22 protein-coding genes, 1 tRNA gene and 2 pseudogenes are annotated in these 22,617 nt (G+C 46.6%); 14 read left to right on the top strand and 11 right to left on the bottom strand.

From position 1 onward, the window contains the following. Positions 1 to 108 precede the first annotated feature (108 nt). The gene (locus tag IEX81_RS11645; protein WP_188803507.1) at positions 109 to 822 is read left to right on the top strand and encodes a transaldolase; all 714 of its coding nucleotides are present in this window, start codon (positions 109 to 111) and stop codon (positions 820 to 822) included. Between the two features lie 62 nt (positions 823 to 884). After that, complete coding sequence (gene tkt / locus IEX81_RS11640) at positions 885 to 2,903, top strand: transketolase (RefSeq protein ID WP_188803505.1); 2,019 nt, start codon at positions 885 to 887, stop codon at positions 2,901 to 2,903. Between the two features lie 124 nt (positions 2,904 to 3,027). Here tkt and IEX81_RS11635 read toward each other — a convergent pair whose 3' ends face one another. Further along, a complete protein-coding gene (locus IEX81_RS11635; RefSeq protein WP_188803502.1) occupies positions 3,028 to 3,411 on the bottom strand; it encodes a RidA family protein in 384 nt (127 codons plus the stop codon). 246 nt (positions 3,412 to 3,657) lie between these two features. Between IEX81_RS11635 and IEX81_RS11630 the strand changes: the two genes are divergently transcribed. The 9 genes from IEX81_RS11630 (at position 3,658) to IEX81_RS11585 (ending at position 13,183) form a co-directional block, all read left to right on the top strand. After that, the gene (locus IEX81_RS11630; RefSeq protein WP_188803500.1) at positions 3,658 to 3,876 is read left to right on the top strand and encodes a DUF1659 domain-containing protein; all 219 of its coding nucleotides are present in this window, start codon (positions 3,658 to 3,660) and stop codon (positions 3,874 to 3,876) included. Between the two features lie 42 nt (positions 3,877 to 3,918). Further along, entirely contained in the window at positions 3,919 to 4,134 is a 216-nt protein-coding gene (locus tag IEX81_RS11625) for a DUF2922 domain-containing protein (RefSeq protein WP_188803498.1), read from the top strand. A 141-nt stretch (positions 4,135 to 4,275) separates the two neighbouring features. Continuing rightward, positions 4,276 to 4,458, top strand: coding sequence for a YvrJ family protein (locus tag IEX81_RS11620; protein WP_188803496.1), 183 nt, complete (start codon positions 4,276 to 4,278; stop codon positions 4,456 to 4,458). Between the two features lie 197 nt (positions 4,459 to 4,655). Further along, on the top strand, positions 4,656 to 5,444 hold the full coding sequence (locus IEX81_RS11615) for a L,D-transpeptidase family protein (RefSeq protein ID WP_188803494.1): 789 nt from the start codon (positions 4,656 to 4,658) through the stop codon (positions 5,442 to 5,444). Positions 5,445 to 5,942: 498 nt separating this feature from the next. Further along, positions 5,943 to 7,847, top strand: coding sequence for a PTS mannitol transporter subunit IICBA (locus IEX81_RS11610; RefSeq protein WP_188803493.1), 1,905 nt, complete (start codon positions 5,943 to 5,945; stop codon positions 7,845 to 7,847). Positions 7,848 to 7,928: 81 nt separating this feature from the next. After that, positions 7,929 to 10,028: a BglG family transcription antiterminator gene (locus IEX81_RS11605; RefSeq protein ID WP_188803490.1), complete on the top strand. Its 2,100-nt coding sequence runs from the start codon at positions 7,929 to 7,931 to the stop codon at positions 10,026 to 10,028. 5 nt (positions 10,029 to 10,033) lie between these two features. Then, positions 10,034 to 11,173, top strand: a complete 1,140-nt coding sequence (locus tag IEX81_RS11600; RefSeq protein WP_188803488.1) for a mannitol-1-phosphate 5-dehydrogenase — start codon at positions 10,034 to 10,036, stop codon at positions 11,171 to 11,173. A 282-nt stretch (positions 11,174 to 11,455) separates the two neighbouring features. Beyond that, complete coding sequence (aroD, locus tag IEX81_RS11595; protein WP_188803486.1) at positions 11,456 to 12,223, top strand: type I 3-dehydroquinate dehydratase; 768 nt, start codon at positions 11,456 to 11,458, stop codon at positions 12,221 to 12,223. A gap of 456 nt (positions 12,224 to 12,679) precedes the next feature. Beyond that, positions 12,680 to 13,183 carry a hypothetical protein gene (locus IEX81_RS11585; protein WP_188803484.1) on the top strand — a complete coding sequence of 168 codons (504 nt, stop codon included), beginning with the start codon at positions 12,680 to 12,682 and terminating at the stop codon, positions 13,181 to 13,183. 385 nt (positions 13,184 to 13,568) lie between these two features. Here IEX81_RS11585 and IEX81_RS11580 read toward each other — a convergent pair whose 3' ends face one another. Further along, a complete protein-coding gene (locus tag IEX81_RS11580) occupies positions 13,569 to 13,865 on the bottom strand; it encodes an HIT family protein (RefSeq protein ID WP_229727586.1) in 297 nt (98 codons plus the stop codon). Positions 13,866 to 14,006: 141 nt separating this feature from the next. Continuing rightward, positions 14,007 to 14,636: a LysE family translocator gene (locus IEX81_RS11575; RefSeq protein ID WP_188803482.1), complete on the bottom strand. Its 630-nt coding sequence runs from the start codon at positions 14,634 to 14,636 to the stop codon at positions 14,007 to 14,009. Between the two features lie 763 nt (positions 14,637 to 15,399). On the opposite strand from IEX81_RS11575, the pseudogene IEX81_RS16975 reads away from it, so the two are divergent. Both IEX81_RS16975 and IEX81_RS11570 read left to right on the top strand, forming a co-directional pair. Next, a pseudogene (locus tag IEX81_RS16975) lies at positions 15,400 to 15,555 on the top strand (hypothetical protein); the annotation flags it as partial. A gap of 90 nt (positions 15,556 to 15,645) precedes the next feature. Further along, positions 15,646 to 16,092 (top strand): hypothetical protein, encoded by a 447-nt coding sequence (locus IEX81_RS11570; RefSeq protein WP_229727585.1) that lies wholly within the window; start codon positions 15,646 to 15,648, stop codon positions 16,090 to 16,092. A gap of 54 nt (positions 16,093 to 16,146) precedes the next feature. Here IEX81_RS11570 and IEX81_RS11565 read toward each other — a convergent pair whose 3' ends face one another. From IEX81_RS11565 to IEX81_RS11540, 7 genes and pseudogenes are all read right to left on the bottom strand, one after another. Continuing rightward, positions 16,147 to 16,566: a hypothetical protein gene (locus IEX81_RS11565; protein ID WP_188803478.1), complete on the bottom strand. Its 420-nt coding sequence runs from the start codon at positions 16,564 to 16,566 to the stop codon at positions 16,147 to 16,149. After that, on the bottom strand, positions 16,550 to 17,023 hold the full coding sequence (locus IEX81_RS11560) for a MerR family transcriptional regulator (RefSeq protein ID WP_188803476.1): 474 nt from the start codon (positions 17,021 to 17,023) through the stop codon (positions 16,550 to 16,552). The genes IEX81_RS11565 and IEX81_RS11560 overlap by 17 nt, the downstream gene beginning before the upstream one ends. Positions 17,024 to 17,364: 341 nt before the next feature. Next, positions 17,365 to 17,980 (bottom strand): annotated as a pseudogene (locus IEX81_RS16965) (IS4 family transposase); the annotation flags it as partial. Between the two features lie 155 nt (positions 17,981 to 18,135). Continuing rightward, the gene (locus IEX81_RS11555) at positions 18,136 to 18,285 is read right to left on the bottom strand and encodes a hypothetical protein (protein ID WP_188803474.1); all 150 of its coding nucleotides are present in this window, start codon (positions 18,283 to 18,285) and stop codon (positions 18,136 to 18,138) included. Positions 18,286 to 18,348: 63 nt separating this feature from the next. Further along, complete coding sequence (locus IEX81_RS11550; protein ID WP_188803472.1) at positions 18,349 to 18,834, bottom strand: DUF6985 domain-containing protein; 486 nt, start codon at positions 18,832 to 18,834, stop codon at positions 18,349 to 18,351. Positions 18,835 to 18,840: 6 nt separating this feature from the next. Next, the gene (locus tag IEX81_RS11545; protein ID WP_188803470.1) at positions 18,841 to 20,490 is read right to left on the bottom strand and encodes an HNH endonuclease; all 1,650 of its coding nucleotides are present in this window, start codon (positions 20,488 to 20,490) and stop codon (positions 18,841 to 18,843) included. Between the two features lie 268 nt (positions 20,491 to 20,758). Further along, positions 20,759 to 21,082 carry a hypothetical protein gene (locus IEX81_RS11540; protein ID WP_188803468.1) on the bottom strand — a complete coding sequence of 108 codons (324 nt, stop codon included), beginning with the start codon at positions 21,080 to 21,082 and terminating at the stop codon, positions 20,759 to 20,761. 631 nt (positions 21,083 to 21,713) lie between these two features. Here IEX81_RS11540 and IEX81_RS11535 point away from each other — a divergent pair. Continuing rightward, positions 21,714 to 21,869 (top strand): hypothetical protein, encoded by a 156-nt coding sequence (locus tag IEX81_RS11535; protein ID WP_188803466.1) that lies wholly within the window; start codon positions 21,714 to 21,716, stop codon positions 21,867 to 21,869. Between the two features lie 51 nt (positions 21,870 to 21,920). On the opposite strand, the gene IEX81_RS11530 is transcribed toward IEX81_RS11535, so the two are convergent. Beyond that, positions 21,921 to 21,992: transfer RNA gene (locus IEX81_RS11530), tRNA-Gln, on the bottom strand. Positions 21,993 to 22,617: the final 625 nt, after the last annotated feature.

Raw genomic sequence — 22,617 nt, 5'->3', positions numbered from 1 at the left:
CTTTACCCGCCTAAGCAAAGGCTGCATGAATTCATAATTGTTTAAAACAGGATAACTGACTCTTTTCTTCAGAATGTGTAATATTAAGTATAATAAGGGGGACTCATCATGGATAACAATTTGAAAGTGAAAATTTACGCGGATGGTGCGGTGCTGGACGACATGCTCTCCGCCTATGAGGCAGGTTTTGTCTCGGGCTTCACGACCAATCCGAGCCTGATGAAGAAGGCGGGCGTCACAGACTATGTCGCCTTCGCCCAGGAAGTGGTTGAAAAGATTCCCGATCTGCCGCTGTCCTTTGAAGTGTTCGCGGACGATTTCGAGACGATGGAAAAAGAGGCGGAGAAAATCCATACGTTCGGTCCGAATGTCTTCATCAAGATTCCGATCACGAACACGAAGGGCGAATCGTCCATCCCGCTGATCCGCAAGCTGGAAGCCAAAGGCTATTCACTGAATGTGACGGCGATCCTAACGACGGAGCAGGTCGAGGCAACCGTGGAAGCGCTGAATCCGGAGGTGGAGAACATCGTCTCCGTCTTTGCCGGCCGGATCGCCGACACAGGGCGCGACCCGATTCCGTACATGAAAAAGTCTGTCGCGATCTGCCGGGCGAAAAAAGGCGCAAACCTGCTCTGGGCCAGCTCGCGTGAACTGTTCAACGTCTACGAGGCGGACCGGCTCGGCGTCGATATCATCACCTGCACGCCGGAAATTATCGGGAAACTGAAGAAAGTCGGCAAGCCGCTCGAACAGGTCTCGCTGGACACGGTCAAAGCCTTCAATCAAGATATTCAGGCGCTCGGCTATTCGATTCTGTAAGCCTCACCCTTCATCTGAAACCGGCGAATATGACCAATCAATGATTTAAAGGAGAGTCGTCTATGACAACATCTATTGAACAACTGTCGATCGATACGATCCGCACGCTGTCGATCGACGCGATCGACAAGGCCAATTCCGGCCATCCGGGGCTGCCGATGGGCGCGGCGCCGATGGCCTACACACTCTGGGCGCAAACGATGCGCCACAATCCGGCCGACCCGAAGTGGTTCAACCGCGACCGGTTCGTCCTGTCGGCGGGGCACGGCTCGATGCTGCTGTACAGCCTGCTGCACCTGTTCGGCTACGGCCTGCCGCTCGAGGAACTGAAGCAGTTCCGCCAGTGGGGCAGCCGGACGCCGGGCCACCCGGAATACGGGCACACGGCCGGGGTCGAGGCGACGACCGGCCCGCTCGGGCAGGGGATCGCGATGGCGGTCGGCATGGCGATGGCTGAAGCCCATCTGGCGGCGACGTACAACCGGGACGGGTATGACGTGATCGATCACCGGACCTACGCGCTCTGCGGAGACGGGGACCTGATGGAGGGGGTGTCGGCCGAGGCGGCCTCGCTGGCTGGCCGGCTGAAGCTCGGGCATCTGGTCGTCCTCTATGATTCCAACAACATTTCTCTGGACGGGAAACTCGATAGGTCGTTCACGGAAAACGTCCGGCAGCGCTTCGACGCCTACGGCTGGCAGACGCTGCTCGTCGAAGACGGCAACGCGGTCGGCGACATCCGGCAGGCGCTTGACGAAGCGGCGGCCGAGGACACCCGCCCGACGCTGATCGAGGTGCGGACGACGATCGGCTACGGGGCGCCGGAAGTAGCCGGAACGAACAAGGTGCACGGCAACCCGCTGGGCGCGGAGGTGACCGCGGCGACGAAGCGGGCGTACGGTTGGACTTATGCCCCGTTCTTTGTGCCGGAGGCAGTCCGGGCCCACTTCGAGAAACTGGCGGCCGCGGGCCGGCAGGCGGAAGAGGCCTGGAACGCCCGGTTAGCGGCGTATGAACAGGCGTATCCGGAGCTCGCGGCGCAGCTGAAGGCGGCGATCGCCGGCCAGCTGGTCCCGGGTTACGCGGACCGGCTGCCGGTCTACGCGCCGGGGGCGAAGAAGGCGACCCGGGAGAGCTCGGGCGAGGTGATCAACGGGCTGGCCGAAACCGTGCCGCAGCTGTTCGGCGGGGCGGCGGACCTGGCGTCGTCAACGAAGACGACGATCAAGGCGGGCGGCGATTTTCTGCCGGAAACCTACAGCGGGCGGAACATCTGGTTCGGCGTCCGGGAATTCGCAATGACGGCGGCGGTGAACGGGCTGGCGCTGCACGGCGGGGTGATCCCGTTCGGTTCGACGTTCTTCACCTTCTCGGATTACGCGAAACCGGCGATTCGTCTGGCGGCGCTGATGGGCATTCCGTCGATCTTCGTCTTCACCCATGACTCGATCGCGGTCGGCGAAGACGGGCCGACCCATGAACCGGTCGAACAGCTGGCCGGTCTGCGGGCGATCCCGAACCTGACGGTGATTCGTCCCGCAGATGGCAACGAGGTGCGCGAAGCCTGGAAGGTGGCGGTGGAAAGCCGGCACCGCCCGACGGTGCTCGTCCTGACCCGCCAGGGGGTCGAAACACTGAAAGGCGAAGCGGAAGGCGCGGCCGAAGGTGTCCGGCGGGGCGGCTATGTCGTCTCGGAAGCGGCGGGCGGGCGTCCGGAAGGGATCCTGATCGCGACGGGTTCGGAAGTGGCCCTGGCCGCGGAGGCCCAGGCGCTGCTGGCGCAGGAAAACATCGCGGTCCGTGTCGTCAGCCTGCCGTCGTGGGAGCTGTTCCGGAAGCAGCCGCCGGCTTATCAGGACCGCGTGCTGCCGCCGGACGTCACAGCGCGTGTCGGCGTCGAAATGGCGGCGCCGCTCGGGTGGCATGAGTTTGTCGGGCCGGCCGGGGCGCTGGTCGCGATCGACCGCTTCGGCGCATCGGCGCCGGGCGGCCGTGTGACGGCGGAATACGGCTTCACGCCGGAACACGTCGCCGAGACGATGAAGAGTATTCTTTCGGAACATAAAAAGTCAGTAAGATAAAGCAAAATTTGATTCTTTCGCTCCAGTCAGAGAGAAGAAAAGCATCGCTCTTCATTCAAAACAAAGAGTCCGCCGGGAAACATGACCGCGTTTCCTGACGGACTCTTTGTTGTTTCGCAATCTATCATTTTTCTTGAGCGACACACGAGATCTCGATTTTTGCCTGTTTCGGCAGGGCGCCGACCTGAATAGCGGACCGCGCTGGCAGCACGCCTTCGGAAAAATAGCCGGCATAGACTTCATTAACAGCGGCAAAATCTCCGATGTCGGCGAGATAGACCGTGGCGCTGACAACGTCTGAAAAATCAAGACCCGCTTCATTCAGGATCGCGCGGATGTTCTGAAAGACCCGCTCCGCCTGCTCTTCAATAGTCTTCCCGACCATCCGTCCTGTTTCCGGATCAAGCGGAATCTGTCCGGAAACAAACAGGAAGCCGTCCGTACTAACGGCTTGAGAATAGGGACCAACTGCTTTGGGCGCCTGGCCGGTGGCTATTTGTTTTTTCATCATGACATGCCTCCAAAAGGTGAGAAACGGACTTAAGAATCATCCATCCGTCACGCATAATTTTGTGAATAATTTTATTTTAACATATTGTGTACCGATTGAAGCCGGACTATTTTCATCGGTTTTCTGTTATTCTTCCCCCGCAACTGGCATCAGAGCCAACCTGCGCTACACTTTGAAGTTTTATATCAACCTCACCATCCGGGACTCCGCCTCGCTACTTATTGGATGTAGGAGGTGATAGAGATGGCAACAAGCACAATCACAGCATCCGCAATGGTTCTGACACTTGACAACGGCTTGAACGCAAAGGGCGAACCGGCTTACCTGACCAAATCGTTCCAGAACATCAAGCCGGGCGCGTCGTACGACGCTCTGCTGGCTATCGCGCAGAAGCTCGGACCGTTGCAGCAGCATGCCCTGATCTCGGTCGAACGTAACGACACGGCCAAGATCACAGTCTGAATAAAATCAGACGGAAAAATTAAGAAGAGAGGAGGCAGCTCAATGAAGAGACTGAATCTGGTTTTTCTTAACCAGCAGGGCAAGAGCGTGACGCTGACGCTCAATGATCCGGTTGAACCGGCCGATCCCGCTGCCATCAAAGCCGCCATGGCCGAGATCGTTACGCAGAATGTTTTCATATCAACGGGCGGTGAACTGACTCAGGCAAAATCGGCGCGAATCTCGGAAAATATCACGACCCCGATTTCGATCGCCTGATCGGAACGGCCAGAAAGCTAGGATTCACGTAAAGCCGGAGAGAAGTGTAAATTTCTCTTCGGCTTTTTCTGAAAATGAAGGCAGGCTACGAACGCTTGAAAAATTGTTCGCAACCTGCTTCCCTGAAAGAAGGCTTACAAGATGGAAGTGTGGCTCTCAATGATCAAAGATGTCGGTTTTCCGGCTGTAGTTACCTTTTACCTGCTGTACCGGATTGAGGGCAAGCTGGATGAACTGATTCAATCGGTCAGAGCCTTGCCTGACGTGCGGACGGCCGAACAACCTGAGGAGAGCGATCCTCGAAAACTAAAATTACAAGGATAAACCAAAAGGCATTCTCTGCTCAGATTGGGCATCGGATGCCTTTTCCATTTAAAAAGTACTATTTTTATCGGATGACAGCTGTTTATGATGTTAAAATGAGAATAGCTTTTGACACAGTAATAAAGCGCAAGAAGAACAAGACAAACCGGAATACATAAAGTAAAAATTCCAGCAGTTAGTGGAAGGGGGAAACAGTATTGACCGTTCAACTGATTAAAAGGCAGTATTCATCTGACCAAGAATATAAAACAGTTCTTTCGAAAAATCAGCCACCAAATGGAAAGACGGCTGAAACAGGAGTCCGGCCCGGTTCTTCACAATCAGATAGGAACGGCAGGAAAGCCGCCGATACTCAGAAAGCGTCAGGGTCTTCTACTGATCGGCCGGCAGCGGGAAACAGTACCGCACAGCCGCTCGTCGCGCAGACTAGACTTGCTTCTCAAGCAAGTCAGATCATCACCGTTGTCGCAAGCGGAAGCGTTGCACAAGTGAAACTATGGGAAAAGAAAGCGAGCGGCTGGATTCAAACACTCTCCACAAGCGGACACGTCGGCTTGAAAGGCGTCGGGCCGACGCATGAAGGCATGAACACCACCCCATACGGCGCTTATTCACTCGGCTTTGCATTCGGCACGGAAAACCCTGGAACGTCACTTCTTTTCCGGCAAATCACTCCCCGGTCGTGGTGGGTGGAGGACAGCAAGAGCCCATATTACAACAGTTGGATGGAAGGGGATTCTTTCAATTCTCCAAGTGAACACCTGGCTGACTACCCTGTCCAGTATCACTACGCAATTGTCATAAACTATAATACGGCACGCACCCCGTATGCCGGTTCCGGTTTTTTCGTCCACTGCGACAATGGCGGCCCGACTGCAGGCTGCGTCTCCATCCCGACAAACCAGATGAAAAACCTGATGCTGATGCTTCGGCCTGGCGCATTCATCATTAACGTCAATTCGGGTCAGGAGATCGGAAATTTTTGAAGATTTATCGAAAATTCAGTTCCATTTTCAGCCTGAGCTATAATAGAAACAAATTAACAAAAGACCGATTCTGACAGTAAACCGCTTCGATTCATTTTCGACGCGGTTTTATATTTTGCTTCGGAAAAAAGTTATCGGTCCCTTATCTTTGAAAAATGGACTGCTTCCTGAGATTCAAGATCCAGTTTTGTCACAACTGCCGTGACAAAGTTATGATTAGTAAGCGTTGTTAGCCATGGGAATGTGTCCTTATAATAAAGATAAGGAGGAGGAAATTAGATTAAAGAAAAAATGTAAGCGCTTATTAAAACTGAACTCCCTTTTGTGCACAAAAAGCTTAATGAAATCTTTTAGTATTTGCGTTTGCTTCCGAACATTTTGAGCGTCAGTTGAAACGGTTCCATTATGAAAACGCTGTATACATGGCGTGAACGGAACTTGAAATGACAAGAACAATAAAAACATGAGTTTATTGACCCTAAGGAGGTTAGAAAAACGATGTCAGAAGGGAAAAGTTTAAAATTAGGGGTTCAAAAATTCGGAAATTCCCTCAGTTCGATGATTTTGCCGAATATAGGCGCATTTCTTGCTTTTGGTATTGTCACAGCATTATTTATTCCAACGGGGTGGCTGCCCAATAAGGCACTAAGTGAACTGGTTAGTCCCTTTATCACCTATTTGCTTCCCTTATTAATTGGCTATACAGGAGGCAAGATGGTCGATGATCACCGCGGAGGGGTCGTCGGCGCAATCGCAACGACCGGAATTATTGTTGGAACCAATGTCCCGATGTTGCTGGGCGCCATGATTATGGGACCGCTTGGCGGCTATCTGATTAAGAAATTTGATCAACTGATTGAAGGAAAAATTAAAACGGGCTTTGAAATGCTTGTGGATGTTTTCTCGGCAGGGATTTTAGGCGCTCTTCTGGCGATCATCGGTTTTGCAGCGTTCAGCCCGGTTGTCGATTGGGCCAGCAGTGCTCTTGCAGGCGGTGTCGGCTGGTTAATTAATATGAGGCTGCTCCCGCTGGCGAGTCTCTTTATTGAACCTGGTAAAGTACTGTTCCTGAACAATGCGATTAATCATGGCGTTTTGACGCCAGTAGGGCTGGAACAAGTCAAACAGGCCGGCCATTCAGTCTTGTTCTTGCTCGAAGCGAATCCTGGTCCCGGCATGGGCGTTCTGATGGCGTATTGTTTCTTTGGAAAAGGAAACGCCAAAGAATCGGCACCCGGAGCGGCAATCATCCATTTCTTCGGCGGTATTCATGAAATCTATTTCCCATATGTTCTGATGAAACCGCAACTGATTATCGCGACGATTCTCGGCGGGATGAGCGGAGTCTTCACATTGGTTACTCTGCACGGAGGACTGGTTGGACCGGCGTCTCCAGGCAGCATCATCGCAGTTTTGATGGTTACGCCAAAATCTCTTCCAATTTTCCTGGCCAACATTGCAGATGTTCTGGTCGCTTTTACGGTATCCTTCCTGATTTCGTCCTTTATTCTGAAAATGGATAAGAGTGAAGCAGGAGACCTTGATGAAGCAATAAAGAAAATGGAAAGCATGAAAGGGAAGAAGAGCCGCGTATCAGGAATATTGACAAACAATCAAACGTTTGATCCGAGTCAAATTAACAAAATAGTCTTTGCATGCGATGCCGGGATGGGATCAAGTGCCATGGGCGCTTCTCTCTTAAAAAAGAAAATAAAAGCTGCAGGATTGGACATTCATGTGACCAACGCTGCAGTGAGCGCTATCCCCAAAGATGCCCAAATCGTTGTCACGCAGTCCGGACTGACGGAGCGCGCAAAAGCAGGTGCGCCCGATGCGTATCACGTTTCCGTAGATAATTTCCTGAGCAGCCCGGAGTATGACAAGCTGATCGATCAGCTGAAGCATGGAAATCGGAAAGAAAATGTGCAGCAGGAATCAGCGCCTGATAATGTATTCAACAATGAAAATGTGCTGAAAAAAGAAAATATTTTTCTGAACAAATCGTTTGCCAGCAAAGAGGAGGTCATTCGCTTCGCGGGACAGGCGCTGGTTGACCACGGCTATGTGAATCCATCCTATGTTCAGGGAATGATTGAACGGGATCAGGAAATGTCCACTTATATGGGAAATGAGATTGCCATTCCTCATGGCACTGAAAAAGTGAAGAAAGAAGTGCTTTCTTCGGGAGTCGTTATCGTTCAGGTTCCGGATGGAGTTGACTTTGACGGGAACCGGGTTCGTCTTGTTTTCGGAATAGCCGGGAAAAACAACAGTCACTTAAGCATTCTCTCTAAAATTGCCGTCGCCTGTGCTGAAGTCAACAGCGTCCATAAAATGGTTGACGCGAAAACGGAAGATGAATTGATGGCAGTCATTAATGATACAATCATGCAAAATAGCTGAGCATCCATGAATGACTTCTTGTAAAGAGCATTTTTCGGACGAAAAGTGTTAGGGTAAAGGAAAAAGAAATGGGTTGGTCCGATGTTTATCACCAACAGAGAAAAAACAATTTTAGAACTGCTGATCAAGACGGGCGGAAGACATACATCATTATCTATTGCGACCTATCTTCAGGTCAGTGTGCGTACGGTTCATCGCGACTTGAAAAAAATAGAAAACAGTTTGGATCGTTTTGGCCTGAAACTGAAGGAAAAAGAGAATGGCAGCCTCTACATTGACGGGTCCGACGAAGCCATCTTTAAATTGGTCCAGACACTCTCGAGAGTTGAACCTCTGGATCTGTCGGTCAAAGAACGGAAACTCCTGCTGTTTCTGAATCTCCTCAGAGCGCACGATCCGCTGAAAACCGGACCGCTGGCCAAAGATCTTAGCGTTTCAGTGACCACGCTGCTCGCTTATCTGGACGATCTTGCAGACTGGATCGGAGATTTTGGTCTGGAAATCAGCAGGAAACGGGGGGTCGGCGTTCAATTGGGGGGGCCGGAAAGTGCAAAACGGAAAGCCCTGGGCAACTTTTTCCTGTTCTACTTTAATGAAGAACTGATTGAAGCGATTTTTCAGCTTTCCGGTACAGATCAGGAATCAGAGAAACTGATTCTGCATTATTTCAAGCCGAATTACCTTATCGAAATTGAGCAGACGATTAAGAAAAATATCGGAAAAATGTACGCTGAACTCGCGGACAGTGATTATGTGGGGTTCATGATTCAGGTGTGTATCACGATGCAAAGATGTGAGTCCGGTTTTCCGCTGACAGAAGAGGATATCGAGGATGAATGGTCCGGGAAAATGGAGGCGTTCCCGCTGATTGAAAAAATCAGTGATGTCTTTGCTGAGCACTTGTCCATTGCACTTTCCGAAAGGGAAAAAGCTTTTCTTGCAGTCTTTCTGAAAGGCTCTCGCCTGCAAAATGCAGAATCCGTTTACTATGACAGCGTAATTACCGGTAAGGCGATAAAGAAACTGATTCAGCATGTTTCTCAGCAGTTAAAGGTCGATCTGACAGATGATTTTTCGCTTTTTCAAGGATTGATGGCCCATCTCGAGCCCTCACTGTTCAGAATAAGGAAGAATCTATCGTCCTTTAATCCGCTGACCGAGCAGGTCAGAACGCAATATCCTGTTCTTTTCTCGGTTACAGCCAGTTCTCTCAGAGAAGTTTTTAAACAGATTGAATTTCCGGATGACGAGGTTGCCTATATCGTTCTTCATTTTGGATCGGCTCTCGAACAGAGGAAACAAGTGTCGGAAGTCCATACCCTTGTTGTCTGTCCGACAGGCATTGGCGCATCAAAAATGCTTGCCACCCGGCTGAAGAAAGAGATGCCCGAACTGTCATCTGTTGAGATTGCTTCGATTAAGGACATGGGACAGATGGATCTAGAAAATTTTGACATGATCCTGTCAACGGTACATTTGCCGAAGCAAAAAATTCCCTGTATCTTTGTTAATCCGCTTTTAAGCAAGGAAAATATAACGGAAATTCATGCGACAATGGAACAATCGGCTAAAAAAAAGATCAGGCCTGTCTATTTTTCGCAGAATAAGGAAAATGTTTCGAAGCGGCGTCCGGAGAGAAAGTTCCATACCCTTGATGATTTGATGGAGGAGATGGATGCATCGGAACGTACGATTAGAGAGATTTTGAAAAATTTTTCGGTCACCCAAGTTCCAAATGCGGAAAACATGGAGAAGAGCATAGAGTTGATGGTTGATCATATGTTTCGCCGCGGATTGATTCGTGACGCCGATGCTGTTTTTCAAAAATTAATGGTACGGGAGCGAATGGCAGGGCTCGGCATTCCGGAGACAAATATGGCGCTGTTCCATTGCCGTGATCAGTCGGTCAAAACGGTATCCTTTCAAATCGCGCATTCGGATCGTCACTTTGCCTTAAGAGGAATGGATGGCAGAAACGTCAATGTCAGCAATTTTTTGCTGCTTCTTGCTCCGGAACATTTGACACTTGTTCAGCAGGAAGTGCTCAGTACGATCAGCTCTTCATTGGTCGAAGACAGCGAAAGTACGCTGATTTTTGCTTCAGCCAATGAAAAGATTATCCGGGCAAAAATGGAAGAGACGTTCTACCAATTTTTGCTCAATAAATTTTCAAAGGACTGATAATTATGGACAAAGTTGTACATTTTGGTGCTGGAAATATTGGAAGGGGTTTCATTGGGGCGCTCTTTGCTCAGTCAGGCTATCATGTTACTTTCATCGATATTGCCGAACCGATCATTGACGCATTGAATGAAAAAGGAGCTTATAAGGTAAGAACGGCCTCAGAAAATCAGGAGGTTTTCGATATCCGGAATGTCTCCGGCATCAACAATAAGACCCATCCGGAAGAAGTCGTGGAAGCGATCAAACAGGCAACCTATATTACGACGGCGATCGGGCCGAAAGTGCTGCCTTTCATAGCCCCGCTGATCGCGCAGGGGCTCACGGAACGGCTGAAGGTGTCGGACGCTAAGGTCTATGTCATTGCGTGCGAAAATCAGATTAATGCAACTGATCTTTTGAAGAAAGAAGTCCTGAAAGCTCTGGATAGCGGGACCTTGGACAAACTTGAAGGACGGGTGTATTTTTTCAACTCCGCGGTTGACCGTATAGTTCCGCTTCAGCATAATGAGGAACTGCTCGATGTCCTGGTGGAATCTTATCACGAGTGGATTGTCGAAACGACAGAAAAAGTGCCTGCGGTAAAGGGAATGCAAACCGTTTCCGAGCTTGCTCCTTATATCGAGAGAAAACTGTTTACGGTAAACACCGGGCATGCGGTCACTGCATATTTAGGCTATCTGGCCGGAAAAAAGAAGATTCATGAGGCGCTTCTTGATAAAACGATTTATGGACAGGTCAAGGCAGCGATTGAAGAAACAGGCGCCTATCTCATCAAGCGTTATGCGTTTGATCCTGATGTGCATGAAAAATATATTGAAAAGATCCTGTACCGTTTCCAAAACCCTAAACTTAATGATGATGTGACCCGTGTCGGCCGCTCGCCCATACGAAAACTCGGACCTGAGGATCGATTGGTTAAGCCGGCAAAAGAAGCTGAAAAACTTGGGCTTCCATTTGAACACTTGGCAGGAGCGATTGCCGCCTGTCTGCAATTCGATGCGAATACGGATAGCGAAGCGGTTGAACTTCAAAAAGAACTAAGGGATCAAGGATTGTTTTGGGTTCTTCGGGAAGTCAGTCATCTGAGTGAAACGGATGCCGTAACGAAAGCGGTTGTTCGTCTTTATAAACAAAATCGCTGAACGAATTTAAACGATTAGGCTGGAAAAAGTGCGCCGGATTTCCATACGGCGCACTTTTTCTTTCTGTGCGGGCGGTTCCAATGCGGCCTACAAGTATTTACTTGTCGTGTCGGCTCTGCTGGGACTATTATCGTGTTATGATGATATAATCCTGGTAAACGCCGCACGCGTTATTAGAAAGTGTCACTTTGAATGTAGCAGAACAGCGTTTGAAAATAAAGCCTTTTAGGATCTAATATTAATGGACGATGAGATTAAGTTTTTAAAAGGGGATTGAGCGTCATGCGGACTGTGAAAGTGAAAAATATTGAACTCGGCACTGGAATTCCGAAAATAGCCATTCCGATCGTCGGGCGGAACCTGCAGGATCTTCAACGGGAAATCGCCGTACTGAAGGGATTGTCCGCAGATCTGGTCGAATGGCGGGCAGATTTTTTCGATGCGTTGGATAAAGAAGATGAAGTGATTCACGCGGCATCGGTGATTCGCCGGCTGCTGCCGGATCTTCCGATTCTTTTTACTTTCCGCACAGCAAAGGAAGGAGGCATTAAAGAAATCAGCTCCGTCCATTATGCTGCTTTGAACAACAGGCTGATCAGGAGCGGGCTGGTCGATTTAGTCGACGTGGAGTTGTGCAGCGGTGAAACGACGGTCCGAACACTTGTCGAAACGGCTCACCAGTTTGGAGTAGGGGTGATTATGTCCAATCACGAGTTTCATCGGACGCCGAGCGAGAAGACGATGATCAAACGGTTATGCGAGATGCAGGATCGGGGTGCCGATATCTCGAAAATCGCTGTCATGCCGAAAACAAGCGCGGACGTTTTAACTCTTTTAAAAGTCACGAATCTGATGAAAACGACGTATGCCGATCGGCCGTTCATTACCATGTCAATGTCGGGGAAAGGCGTCATCAGCCGGCTGACGGGGGAACTGTTCGGTTCGGCGCTGACTTTCGGTTCTGCGGAAAAAGCATCCGCGCCCGGACAGATCAGCGCGGAACAACTGGCCGAGATGCTGGCTTTTTTCCATGAACAGCTGGGACAATAAAGGATCAATCCGATGGATCGTCCATGCTGCGTACCGATCCGTAAATATTAAAAAAGAAGGATGAAACGCTCATTCGGTTCAGCTTTCTGCTTATGTAGTTACCCATCTGTTTATTAATCAATGGAGTTATCGGGCAGAACGTTGAGTTACCGGGAGATTTGCTAGACTTTTTTGTAAGCGTCAAATAAATGTGTTTGACCCACTCTTCCTGAACCCAATAAAATAGATGTGGGAGTGCTGAAAATCGAAACAGACACAGGCGATAACTCGTATACACCAATCACCTATGTCATACAATTCGGCGATACACTTAGCGGTATTGCAGTGAAATATGGCATCACAGTTTCACAATGACAATTATGGAATAATGTTGTCGACCCTAACAAAATATATACAGATCAAGTACTAGTCGTTTAATCTTAGAAGATTACAGACACTTGTGGGGAAGGGATAAAAATGAAAAAAGTCTTACTCATGTTCCTCGGTGTTCTGATCGTGATTAGCGGACTATTATTCATGTTCAATTACAACCAAAGTTTACCGCGTGTCAGCAGACATTCAGAAACAGCCTCATCTAAGAGTGTTGCAAAAAGTTCAACTCCCAGTTCATCAACGACGACGCATGCCGAGGCAAGTTCAAGTCATTCGTCAGTAAGCAGTTCATCTGTCTCAACAGGTTCTAATCAGCCAACAAGTAGCCGCTCGTCCGCAGACTCAACGAGTACGAGTACGAATACAATTTCAAGTTCAAGTGCAGGTACCGCCAACCAAGCTGAGAATAGGCCGCAGGGTGCCTGGGTAAAAACTTTTGAGCAAAATCTGTACCGAGGTTATCATGTAACGCCTAGTCGCTACGTGTATTTTGGCAATGGTCTCTGGGGAGTCTGGGTTAAAGAAATTAATACGGGTCAGTATCCCTATGTGACGGTGAACCAATATACGGGCAACTTTCACGGATAATAACCACAATTATTGTTTGGAACAAGAAATCCTTTTTATTTAATACATTGCGACTGGCTCTCATCTCTTGTGTTAAGTTGGGAGTTTTTTGCGACATGCTATACCCCGAAGGACCCTCACTGGGGAGTGAAAAAGAACAGCGAAGGGAAGCACACTTTTGGCTATAAAGAGTATCCCGCTAGCATTTATACCGGTGATTTCACCTCAGCCATATTTTATTGTGTGGTTTCCGTCAAATTCGAAGTATCGTCGCACTGTGAAGTAAAAAGTAGATATTCTATTTGTGTTATGATTTATGTCTAACGTAATAGAGAATATGGCCGAAGATTCCTTTATCTTCATATTCAACTTTTCCTTCAGATAAATCCTCAAACGTGAATAATTTTTAATAAATGCATTTTTCCGGAATTACCCCGCGTACTCCGCCTTGAGGATTCTCCACGTCTCCTTTATATCTGGGAATTAAATGGATATGACAGTGAAAGATAGTTTGCCCTGCGACAAAACCACAATTTGTTCCAATATTATATCCATCGGGCGAATATTTTTTATCCAACAGTAATTTCCCCTTAACTATTAACTTGTCAATAGCTCCTTTCTCTTCCTGTGAGAGATCAAAGTACGTTTCAATATGACGTCTTGGTATAATAATCAAGTATCCAGGCGACCGGAGATTTATCATAAAAAGCCACTGAAAATGCATTTTCTAATACATATGGTAACGGACGACAAAAGAGACAATCTCTGATCGAAAACACCCCCTTTTATTTTCTAAAGTGCACAACATCTACTTCTCATTAGTTGCGTACTGCGCAAAAAAAACTTAACTTCTTTTTTCAAGGGCAAGCCATGTTCCCAAACCAATGAGGGTGAAGCCACTAATCTTTTGTTGCCACCTTAATATTCCTTTGTTCTTTGAAAGCACTTGACGCAGCGAACTCGCTAATACAGATGTAACAATATCGACAGCCAAACCCATAACGCTAAAAATTATTCCGAATATAAAAAATTGGTCAATAGGATTTGATATTTGTGGGTTAATAAATTGTGGGAGAAAAGTTAAGAAAAATAATGCAACTTTTGGATTAAAAATATCAGTTATTGCCCCTTGGATGAATGCTTTACGGACACTGATTGTATTTTTTTCTGAAATTATGTTTATTGATTTTTCTCTTTTTAAGGATTGGATGCCTAGGTAAATAAGATACGCTGCGCCAATGTACTTTATTATTTGAAAAGCCCATACTGAGGTCATGAGAATAGCTGATAACCCAAACGCTGCCAAACAAATGTGCACAAGCACACCCACCTGCATCCCCAATGCTGTTGCGACACCTGCGTTTCGTCCTTCTCCAACACTTCTGCTAATGATAAACGCCATATCAGGTCCGGGCGCTATCAAAATCACTAATGAAGTTAAGAGAAAAGCGGAAAAGTATGATACGTCAATCATTAAATCGCCACCCTCATAAATGTCATAACAGTATTAAAAACTAATTTTTTAATTAAATATACTTGTTGCGTATCATCCGTCAGTTACGCAACAGAACTATTTTCCCTATTATAACTGATTTCAGGGCATATGAATTGAGCTCTCATGAATCTTCCCCATCAAAAAGCATCAATACTTCATCTTAATCAAAATCATCGAGGGGAATCAGGGCACAAGGAAAGATCGACACCAATTGGTTCTTTGTTACAGGGTGATCGGCGATGAGCGGGAGAGAGCCGTTACTTTTAAAAGAGTAATAAAAGGCAGGGCGGGAAATCGCACAGGCGCTCAATGGGCTGGTGATGCTGCCCCCATCTGAGGCTGAGGGTCGCCAATATTAGACTCATCTTTCCATTAGTGAAAAGATATCTTCGGGATTTGTTGTTGAGATATTTCATGATGGTGAAGTAAAAGTAGGAATAAAGTAAATATCTGTTGAAAATGTTAAAAGTGTTAGTTAAGCCATGACAGTAATGAGATATAACAGGGTATAGGAGATTGGGTAAGTAGTTAAGAACTTTAGATACTTAAGAGCTTTTAGTACTTTAAGAACTTTAAGTATCAAAAAGAAACGGTATGGCTATGAAACTAGGGATAGTGGGTGATGGCGTTGGACAAAGTTTATAACTATGCAACGAGAATTGCAGACATGTCAAGCAAGACGATTAACATATCGCTCTATCAGGGAAGTACCCGAATCGCCATGCAATAATATGCAGCCAACAAGGTTCCGGACAATCTGACTTTTACGATTCCATCGTCGCTGACGAAGAGTCATTCAGATGGATCGCACCTACCGTATACGGTGAAGTTTGAGGGGTACAGCACCAACGATTTTGATGTACTGCCAACGGAAGCATCGCTGACGACAAGCCGCTAAACCAGTGCAAAAGCCAATTTACTATTTGATGTCAACAGCAACACGACCCATACCGATTCACATTAGTATATCGTCAGAATCGAGTCGTCAGTGGTTCATCCGACCGAGATGGATACCTATGAATCGTTTAAGTATTCAGCCACGCCGCTGGAGAAAAACAAGTCGGGGTATGGGGATAGCACGAATGTGGATGTCAACTATGACAATGCATTGGGTTCAGACTATCAATATAGTTATAAATATGATAAGTCGAATAAGTTAACGTTCAGTATTTCAGACAAGATGAAGGTTAGTGGAGATACAGCAGACCTTTGGAGTGAAGATCCTTCAACGCATGGAACGAGTGGAAGTAATGTAACGGCTAAGATGGACGATGCAGTCTCTTCGAGGTATGCACTAGGAATCGGTGATTATACACAGTCTGATAGCTATCAGTTCCCACAAGTTTATTCGGAACATGAAACAGGAGCGATGCATGCATCCAATCCGAGTGGTCAGTATGTGAGTGGAGGACATGTCGCGGACTGGCTCCAATGATGTGCCGTTCTTCCGGCCCGGTCATTTTCACTGCCCAATACCGGACTGTGTTGGCTAATCCCCGTATTCTCTTTTTTTCATCCGTGTGCCCAGTACGATGAGGGCTACATAGATTACGATGGCGATCGAATCGATTAGTGTATCATTAAGTGCTGAAATGTCATGAAATGCCGTTACGCCGAGAATGACCATCAGCCGGGAGATCAGGATCGACACGATCATCCATGCGGCAAACCGGACTTTCGATTGTTCCCTTTGCAGTGACATGAAGATGAATGCAATGCCGAAAACAAGATTTTCCACCGTGATGATGTGCCAGACATACGTTAATATCGTCCGGGACCCCACAGATATCGTCCTAACGTCAAGCGTCGGCAGTACGGCAAACTGTCCGTTCCATGCGTGTGAGATGGCAAACAGTATCGCAAGAATGCCTGCAATCAGGTAATAAAAATTTCTAATCTTGATGTTCATTACACCCCTCCTCGAAAATGTTTGATTCATTCTTTCTCATTTCCCGGTAAATCTTGCGGACAATTTCTGCTAGCCGTTGGTCGTTTTCAGGATTAAGGTCTCTTAATGTTTCAGCTGCTATGTGAAGTAGCCGGCTGACCTTTTCCAGATGGGCAATCTTTGTGCGTATTTCTGTATTCTTGGCATCGAGAAACGCAGCAACCTCTTCGCAATAAGCAGGGGTTATATTTTCCATTCTTTGGAACCCAAATACCCCTCTAATTTCCTCTAAAGAAAAGTCAGCATACTGCATGATTTGGATATTCATCAAGTCGATGAGGTCGTCCTTCGAATACCTGCGATACCGATTGCCTTCTCGAATCGGCGATACGATTCCAATCCGGTCATAGTACCGCAGCGTATCCTTCGGTATCCCAAGCATTTGCGCAACCTCTTGTATAGAATAAAGTTTTTTCATGAATTTAACATAACATTAGAGGCGGCTCCAATGTCAAGCCTTTTTTCTATTTTTTCTCAGTGTGCAATTTAGTAATTTAAACCGGATCAGTGTCTCCTTTTCATTTATCTATGTCATAATAACATGAATGGGAAAGGAAGCATTTCTCATCTTTAAATCCGGCTCAGATCCGGGAATGTGACGACGTTAACCAGTGGCTTTAAGGCAGACGGTTCTTCAGCCGCTCACGGAATCAATAATGGAGCAACCTATAAGGAAACGAGTTCTAATCGTTGAACGGAGGGGCACAGCGCCAACGATTTTGATGTACTGCCAACGGAAGTATCGCTAACCACAAGCGGTTACACCAGTGCGAAAGCCAACTTATGTTCGATGTCAACAGCAACACAACCCGAGTTGTGGAGTCTGTCAATCCATTTCTGGAGTTGACAAGTGATCCACCCTTTGATCGTATGTTTGGTCCCGACTATAATTTCATGGAGAAGATCCAGAAGCTGGGTCAGGGCAACGGCCCAATCCCGTTCACTCATTTCGTCACAAAGCTCGTAGAACAGGCCACCGAGTGTCCGGTCGTCTGAACTAGCGATTCTGCCACGCCAGAAGAATAAACTGGGTAAATACGATGGTTGTGTAGCTGATCAGAAGGGCATATGACCGACCCTGAAATTCTTCTTGCAGCTTGAGAAAGGACTTGGCCGCTTTAAAGAAGAGCTCGATATCCCATCTCATGCCGTAGATTCGGATGATTTCCCGTTCTATAAATCGGTACTTAAAAGGGCTGGGTCCTGTTGACGACGGTTTTGGACGAAGATCCCTTTGACTGGAGTGCCATTAGCTAGGGTGATGCGAATGGAACGTAGAACTTTGGCCCGTGACTGGCGAAGCGAGTCGGAACAGGGATTTCAAACCAACCTGTTGGCCACCCACCTAGTAACGCTGGTTCGTCGCTTTGACGAGGACACCTTCTGGTTGGTCGTGTTTTTCGTCAAAATTCACTATACCAAAGAGAAAAGGTGTCTTTCCATTGAGTCAAGAACCCTAATTGATAAGCCATGAATCTTGTGATGTTAGGCGATCACCTTGATTTTTGAACTGCGAAAGTTGAGTTACTATTACTTTCCAATATTTATTTCCTCAATATTCTCACTTAAAGGATTAATAAAATATCCGCTGGCATAAAAATCTGTTGCAGTTATTTCGTTTTCATTAACAGTCATTTGCTCATATAGAAGATTATTCTGATTTGGAACTGCTGTATTCAATTCTTGAATTCTCCATACTCTTTTTTCCTGTTTAGAAATTGAATATAAATTTCTTAAAGAAATTTAAAGCAATATATCTTGAAACCCAACTTCAGTAACGATTTCATTCTCAAATTTTATACCCAATCCGTGTTCAATTTCCCAAGAGCAGTCACAAATAAAGCCAGCTTCTCTTTTAGTTTCATCAAAAATGATGGGGAATAGAATTTGCTTTGGGAAAACCAGATGATATAAATCTTCTTTTCTTGAAATCTCAGGTACGATTTCGTTTATCTTTTCTACACCTTTATATTGATCTCTAATATTAGGACTGACTGTTTGATAAAATTCAAAAGTTGCGTTTTCAGCATCAATGACTCTTCTATCAATTTTTTCAAAAAATTTTTCGTAGGATTTTATTTGAGCATCTTCGAAATCTGCATCCTCATCTGCATCTATAACTATTTGGATCTTTTGATTTTTACCAAAAATTTTCAGATCAATATTTTTTATCCATCCTTGATCAAAATTCAGTTTCCCAAAAATTTTATGATTAATAGAATCTACCAATATTTTTCACTCCTTTATACCTAATAGGATCTTAATTTCGGCAACTCCGCCTAAATGTCCGAACTTACTATTAATGACTGTGGGAACTAACTGCATAGTTTTCATATCATTTAATTCATGCCAAGTTAAATTTTGTTGTTTCCTAAGTTTCACAATTTCTTTTCTAGTAACTCCAAACCTTTGAGCCAATAATTCATCAGCATTTCTAAAATTAAGTCTTCTATCCGTCGTCATATTAGAAATTTCAACTTCATGAACGGATATAGGTGAAAAGTCAGGAATTGCATCTGAATATTCTATTCCTGCTAGATCTTTCTTTTCTAAAATATTTTTCACCTCATCATAGTCTGAAATAAAAGTTGATTCTCCACGTTGTCCCATCCATTCTCCATGATTTACTGGCGTTTGAGAAAGCCTTTCTTGATAAGAACTTGGTGGTTTAACGTCACTAAAATGCTTTTCTGTCGTATTAATTTTTGCGGCACCTTTAACTTCCTCTATTTTACTATAACTGACCTGCTGAGTAACACTTTCTTTAGACGCTATCTGTCGGAATGTGCTTTTGACATTCTGGACGAAACTCTCTCCACTGCCCGCATCGCCAACCCCTGAAGCCCCGGCAAATTCCGGCTGCAGGCCGCCCAGAGAGATCCGGTCTCCCACGTTGGTCGCGGCCTGTTTCACGCTGTCTATCCCTGTACGACCAGCCTGTTTCAGTTCCAGAAGCCGCCTTCCGGACTCCCGGCCCATCGTTTTCGTCAGGCCGCCCAGGGTCGTCACGCCCTTTGTGCCCATACGGCCGATCGCGCTGAAAGCGCCGGCGGCCTTGAAAGCGGGGACCACGTCCAGCACGCCGAAGACGCCTTCCGTGACCCGCTCCTCCGTGCTCAGCTTCCGCCCGGAGATCAGGCTCGTCCCGGTGGCCGCATCGGTCAGCTGCATCGCTCCGTAGGCGGCACCCGCCGCAATCCCGGCCGGCGGGCAGGTGATCGTCAGAATGACAATCGCCGCTCCGATGCCGAGATTCACCCAGAACTCCTGGTCCATCTGCTTGTCTTTGATCGACTGGTAGTCAAAGCCGCGGATGTACTGGATTCCTTCTTTGTACTGGTCGAAAGTCACATCTCCCGCTTGTTTCCCGGCCGCGGCCCGGTAGGCTTCGTATTCCTTTTTCAGCGAAGCGGCCATCAGGCTGCTGCTGTTAAAAATATCGTCGAACGTGATCGACTGTTTCGTCACTTGCTCATACGTGGCAACAGAAACGAGCGGGCTGGCCGCCTGGTATTCCTTGACGTTCAGCGTGTTTTGGGTGTGGTACTGGTTGATAGAAATTTGCGACATTTCCGCGACAAAGGCATCCATCTGCTTGTAAAAGGGATCATCGATCTGGCGGCTGACCGCATTGCCGGCCTCTCCCGTAAAGGTGTCCAGTTTCCGGTAGTCCTGACCCAGTTTGTCGAGCGCCCCAGCCTGGCTCTTGTACGAAAACCAGAGACGCCGGTCCTCATCCAGATCATCAATCGCATTCTGGATCTGCTGAAGAGTCCGGTCCATCTGCTGCATGCGCTCCAACGCGCCGCCCCAGGCGGAAATTTTAGCGATCGCCCGGCCCATGTCGTCCCATGAACCGCTCCGGTAGGAAACATCCTCTCCCATGCTTCCGTCACCGCCTTTCATTGATTGAAGCGGCCAGCATCAGCTGTTGATTGTCCATATTCATCGTCCCTTTATTTTGGGTACTTCATTCGTTCCGAAAAAGCGGCTCTATCATTTCGCAGCAACGATTTCACGTCACCTGAAAAAAATCGAAACTTTGCCGAGAGCTCCGATTTCTGATTTCTTCTCACGCGTTCATTTGTATTATAGAAAAGTGTGACAAAATATTGAACAGGGAAAAGTTCCTGAATTTTCATCTGCTTTCATACTATTCAAACCTTATTCGACAGATTCCGACAGGAAATTGCAGGTCTTTTGAACCCTTGCTTTTTAAATGATCCGCTTCTGCCGGCATTTCCTGTCCATTAGGCAGCGATCCGCCGTCGCTAACGGTCAGATGAATTTCCGTATACATTCTCTTCAAGAGAAGCGAATCTATGGAACGGGAACGGCATAAAAACAGGATCAGGAAATTATAACAGAGCCCTAGTATTCCGTTTACCGTTGCTTTTTCAGAACTGAACGGGGAAAAGTCAATCTCGATAGAAGAATCATCCAAAATGAGTACTTTTGTATGCTTTGTTTCGGTCAACTGGTTGACTTTTTGGATCCGTCGCCGTTCTAAGTAAGAGCAGAAAACGTCGCCAGGTTAATTTAGGATAGTTCAAAGAACAATAAACAGCATCTTTACCTGGCAGATCGTTTGTCTGGTGACTACCGAGCAGACGATACCAATTTTTCTGAATGAGAATCAGGCGGAAGACCCATTGAAAGAGACAGCCACAGGAAAAGCCGAAGGTCCTGGTGATCCCTGCCTGACGTAGATGATTCAAAATTCCCAATTCACCAAATCTTGTTTTTATTTCTTTATGAAGTTGATCGCTGTGACAGTTCGTTATCCTGTGAAAGGATACTTTCTCTAATTGGTTGTGTTTTGGTCGAGTTCACTATATCAAAAAGAGGGGTGTCTTTCTATTTAGTCAAGAACCCTAGTTCACCTGCTATGAAATGAATGATGTTAAGCGATCATCTCGATTATTGAACTGCGAAAGTTTAGTAAAGGAGGATGAAGTTTGCGATTTATGAATGGAATATTCCGAGTCTATCCAAAGGGACTCAAGAAAAAATTTTTTTGAGTGACTGCGTTCTAAAGGATGTGAACGAAGGGGCGGGCTTCAGGAAGGCTCATTCAAAGACTTAAGTCTATTAAAAGAGTGGGATAAGTGGTGAAACAAAAGAAGAGAATCCGCCATCCGACGAAAAATCGTCACAAAAAGCGGGCAACTTCGAAGCGGAATCACCTACAGCTCGCCCTGAAGCAGCCGGTTGAAAAAACGGATCGTGACACACGCGTGACATTGGCAGTGACATTCTTATAGAGAAAGGGACCAAGATCCTTGATACACCAAAGATCTTGGTCCCTTCTGTGATTACCCCATCTGGATTCGAACCAGAACATCGCGGCCCCAGAAACCGCTGCCTTACCGTTTGGCCATGGGGTAATGAATCAGAACAAGAAATATTATACCCAGTATTTTAAAATTATGCAAGAGGAAATTCAAAAAAATTAAAGCTGATTAGGAACGAAACAGAAACCTATCCAAAACGTTTTTCGTTCCGGCTATTTTTCACTGGTGTTGAATGACAATAAAGATGTTTAATTACAAATAAAGTCGTTTAAAAATTACAATAAAGTTGTTTCATTTTGATGTTGCACAGTAAAACACGAACTGTTCATAAAATCGATAGGAGTGAAGTAAAGATCTGACAATATATGATGGCTGAACTTTTTTGTCATGTTGGCTCAGCTTGGTCCAATTTGAATTTCGGTTTGACTTTTGCCAGATTCGGTACTACTTTTCAATATTTCGGTTCGACTTCCCGTTTCGGTTCAACTTCTTATTTTCGGTTTGACTTTTGCCAGATTCGGTTCTATTTTTCAATATTTCGGTTCGACTTCTTCCCGTTTCGGTTTAACTTCTCATTTTCGGTTCGACTTTTGCCGGATTCGGTACTACTTTTCAATATTTCGGTTCTACTTTTTCGCGTTTTGGCTCGACTAGAGTTAGTCTAAATGGTGGACACGTCAAAATGGGATCCCGTATGATTGAACTATAATTTTAAAGG

The organism is Sporolactobacillus putidus, assembly GCF_014647035.1.
GTDB classification, from domain to species: domain Bacteria; phylum Bacillota; class Bacilli; order Bacillales; family Sporolactobacillaceae; genus Sporolactobacillus; species Sporolactobacillus putidus.
The sequence above is the reverse complement of the archived record's forward strand: the minus strand, read 5'-3'. Positions and strand labels throughout refer to the sequence as shown.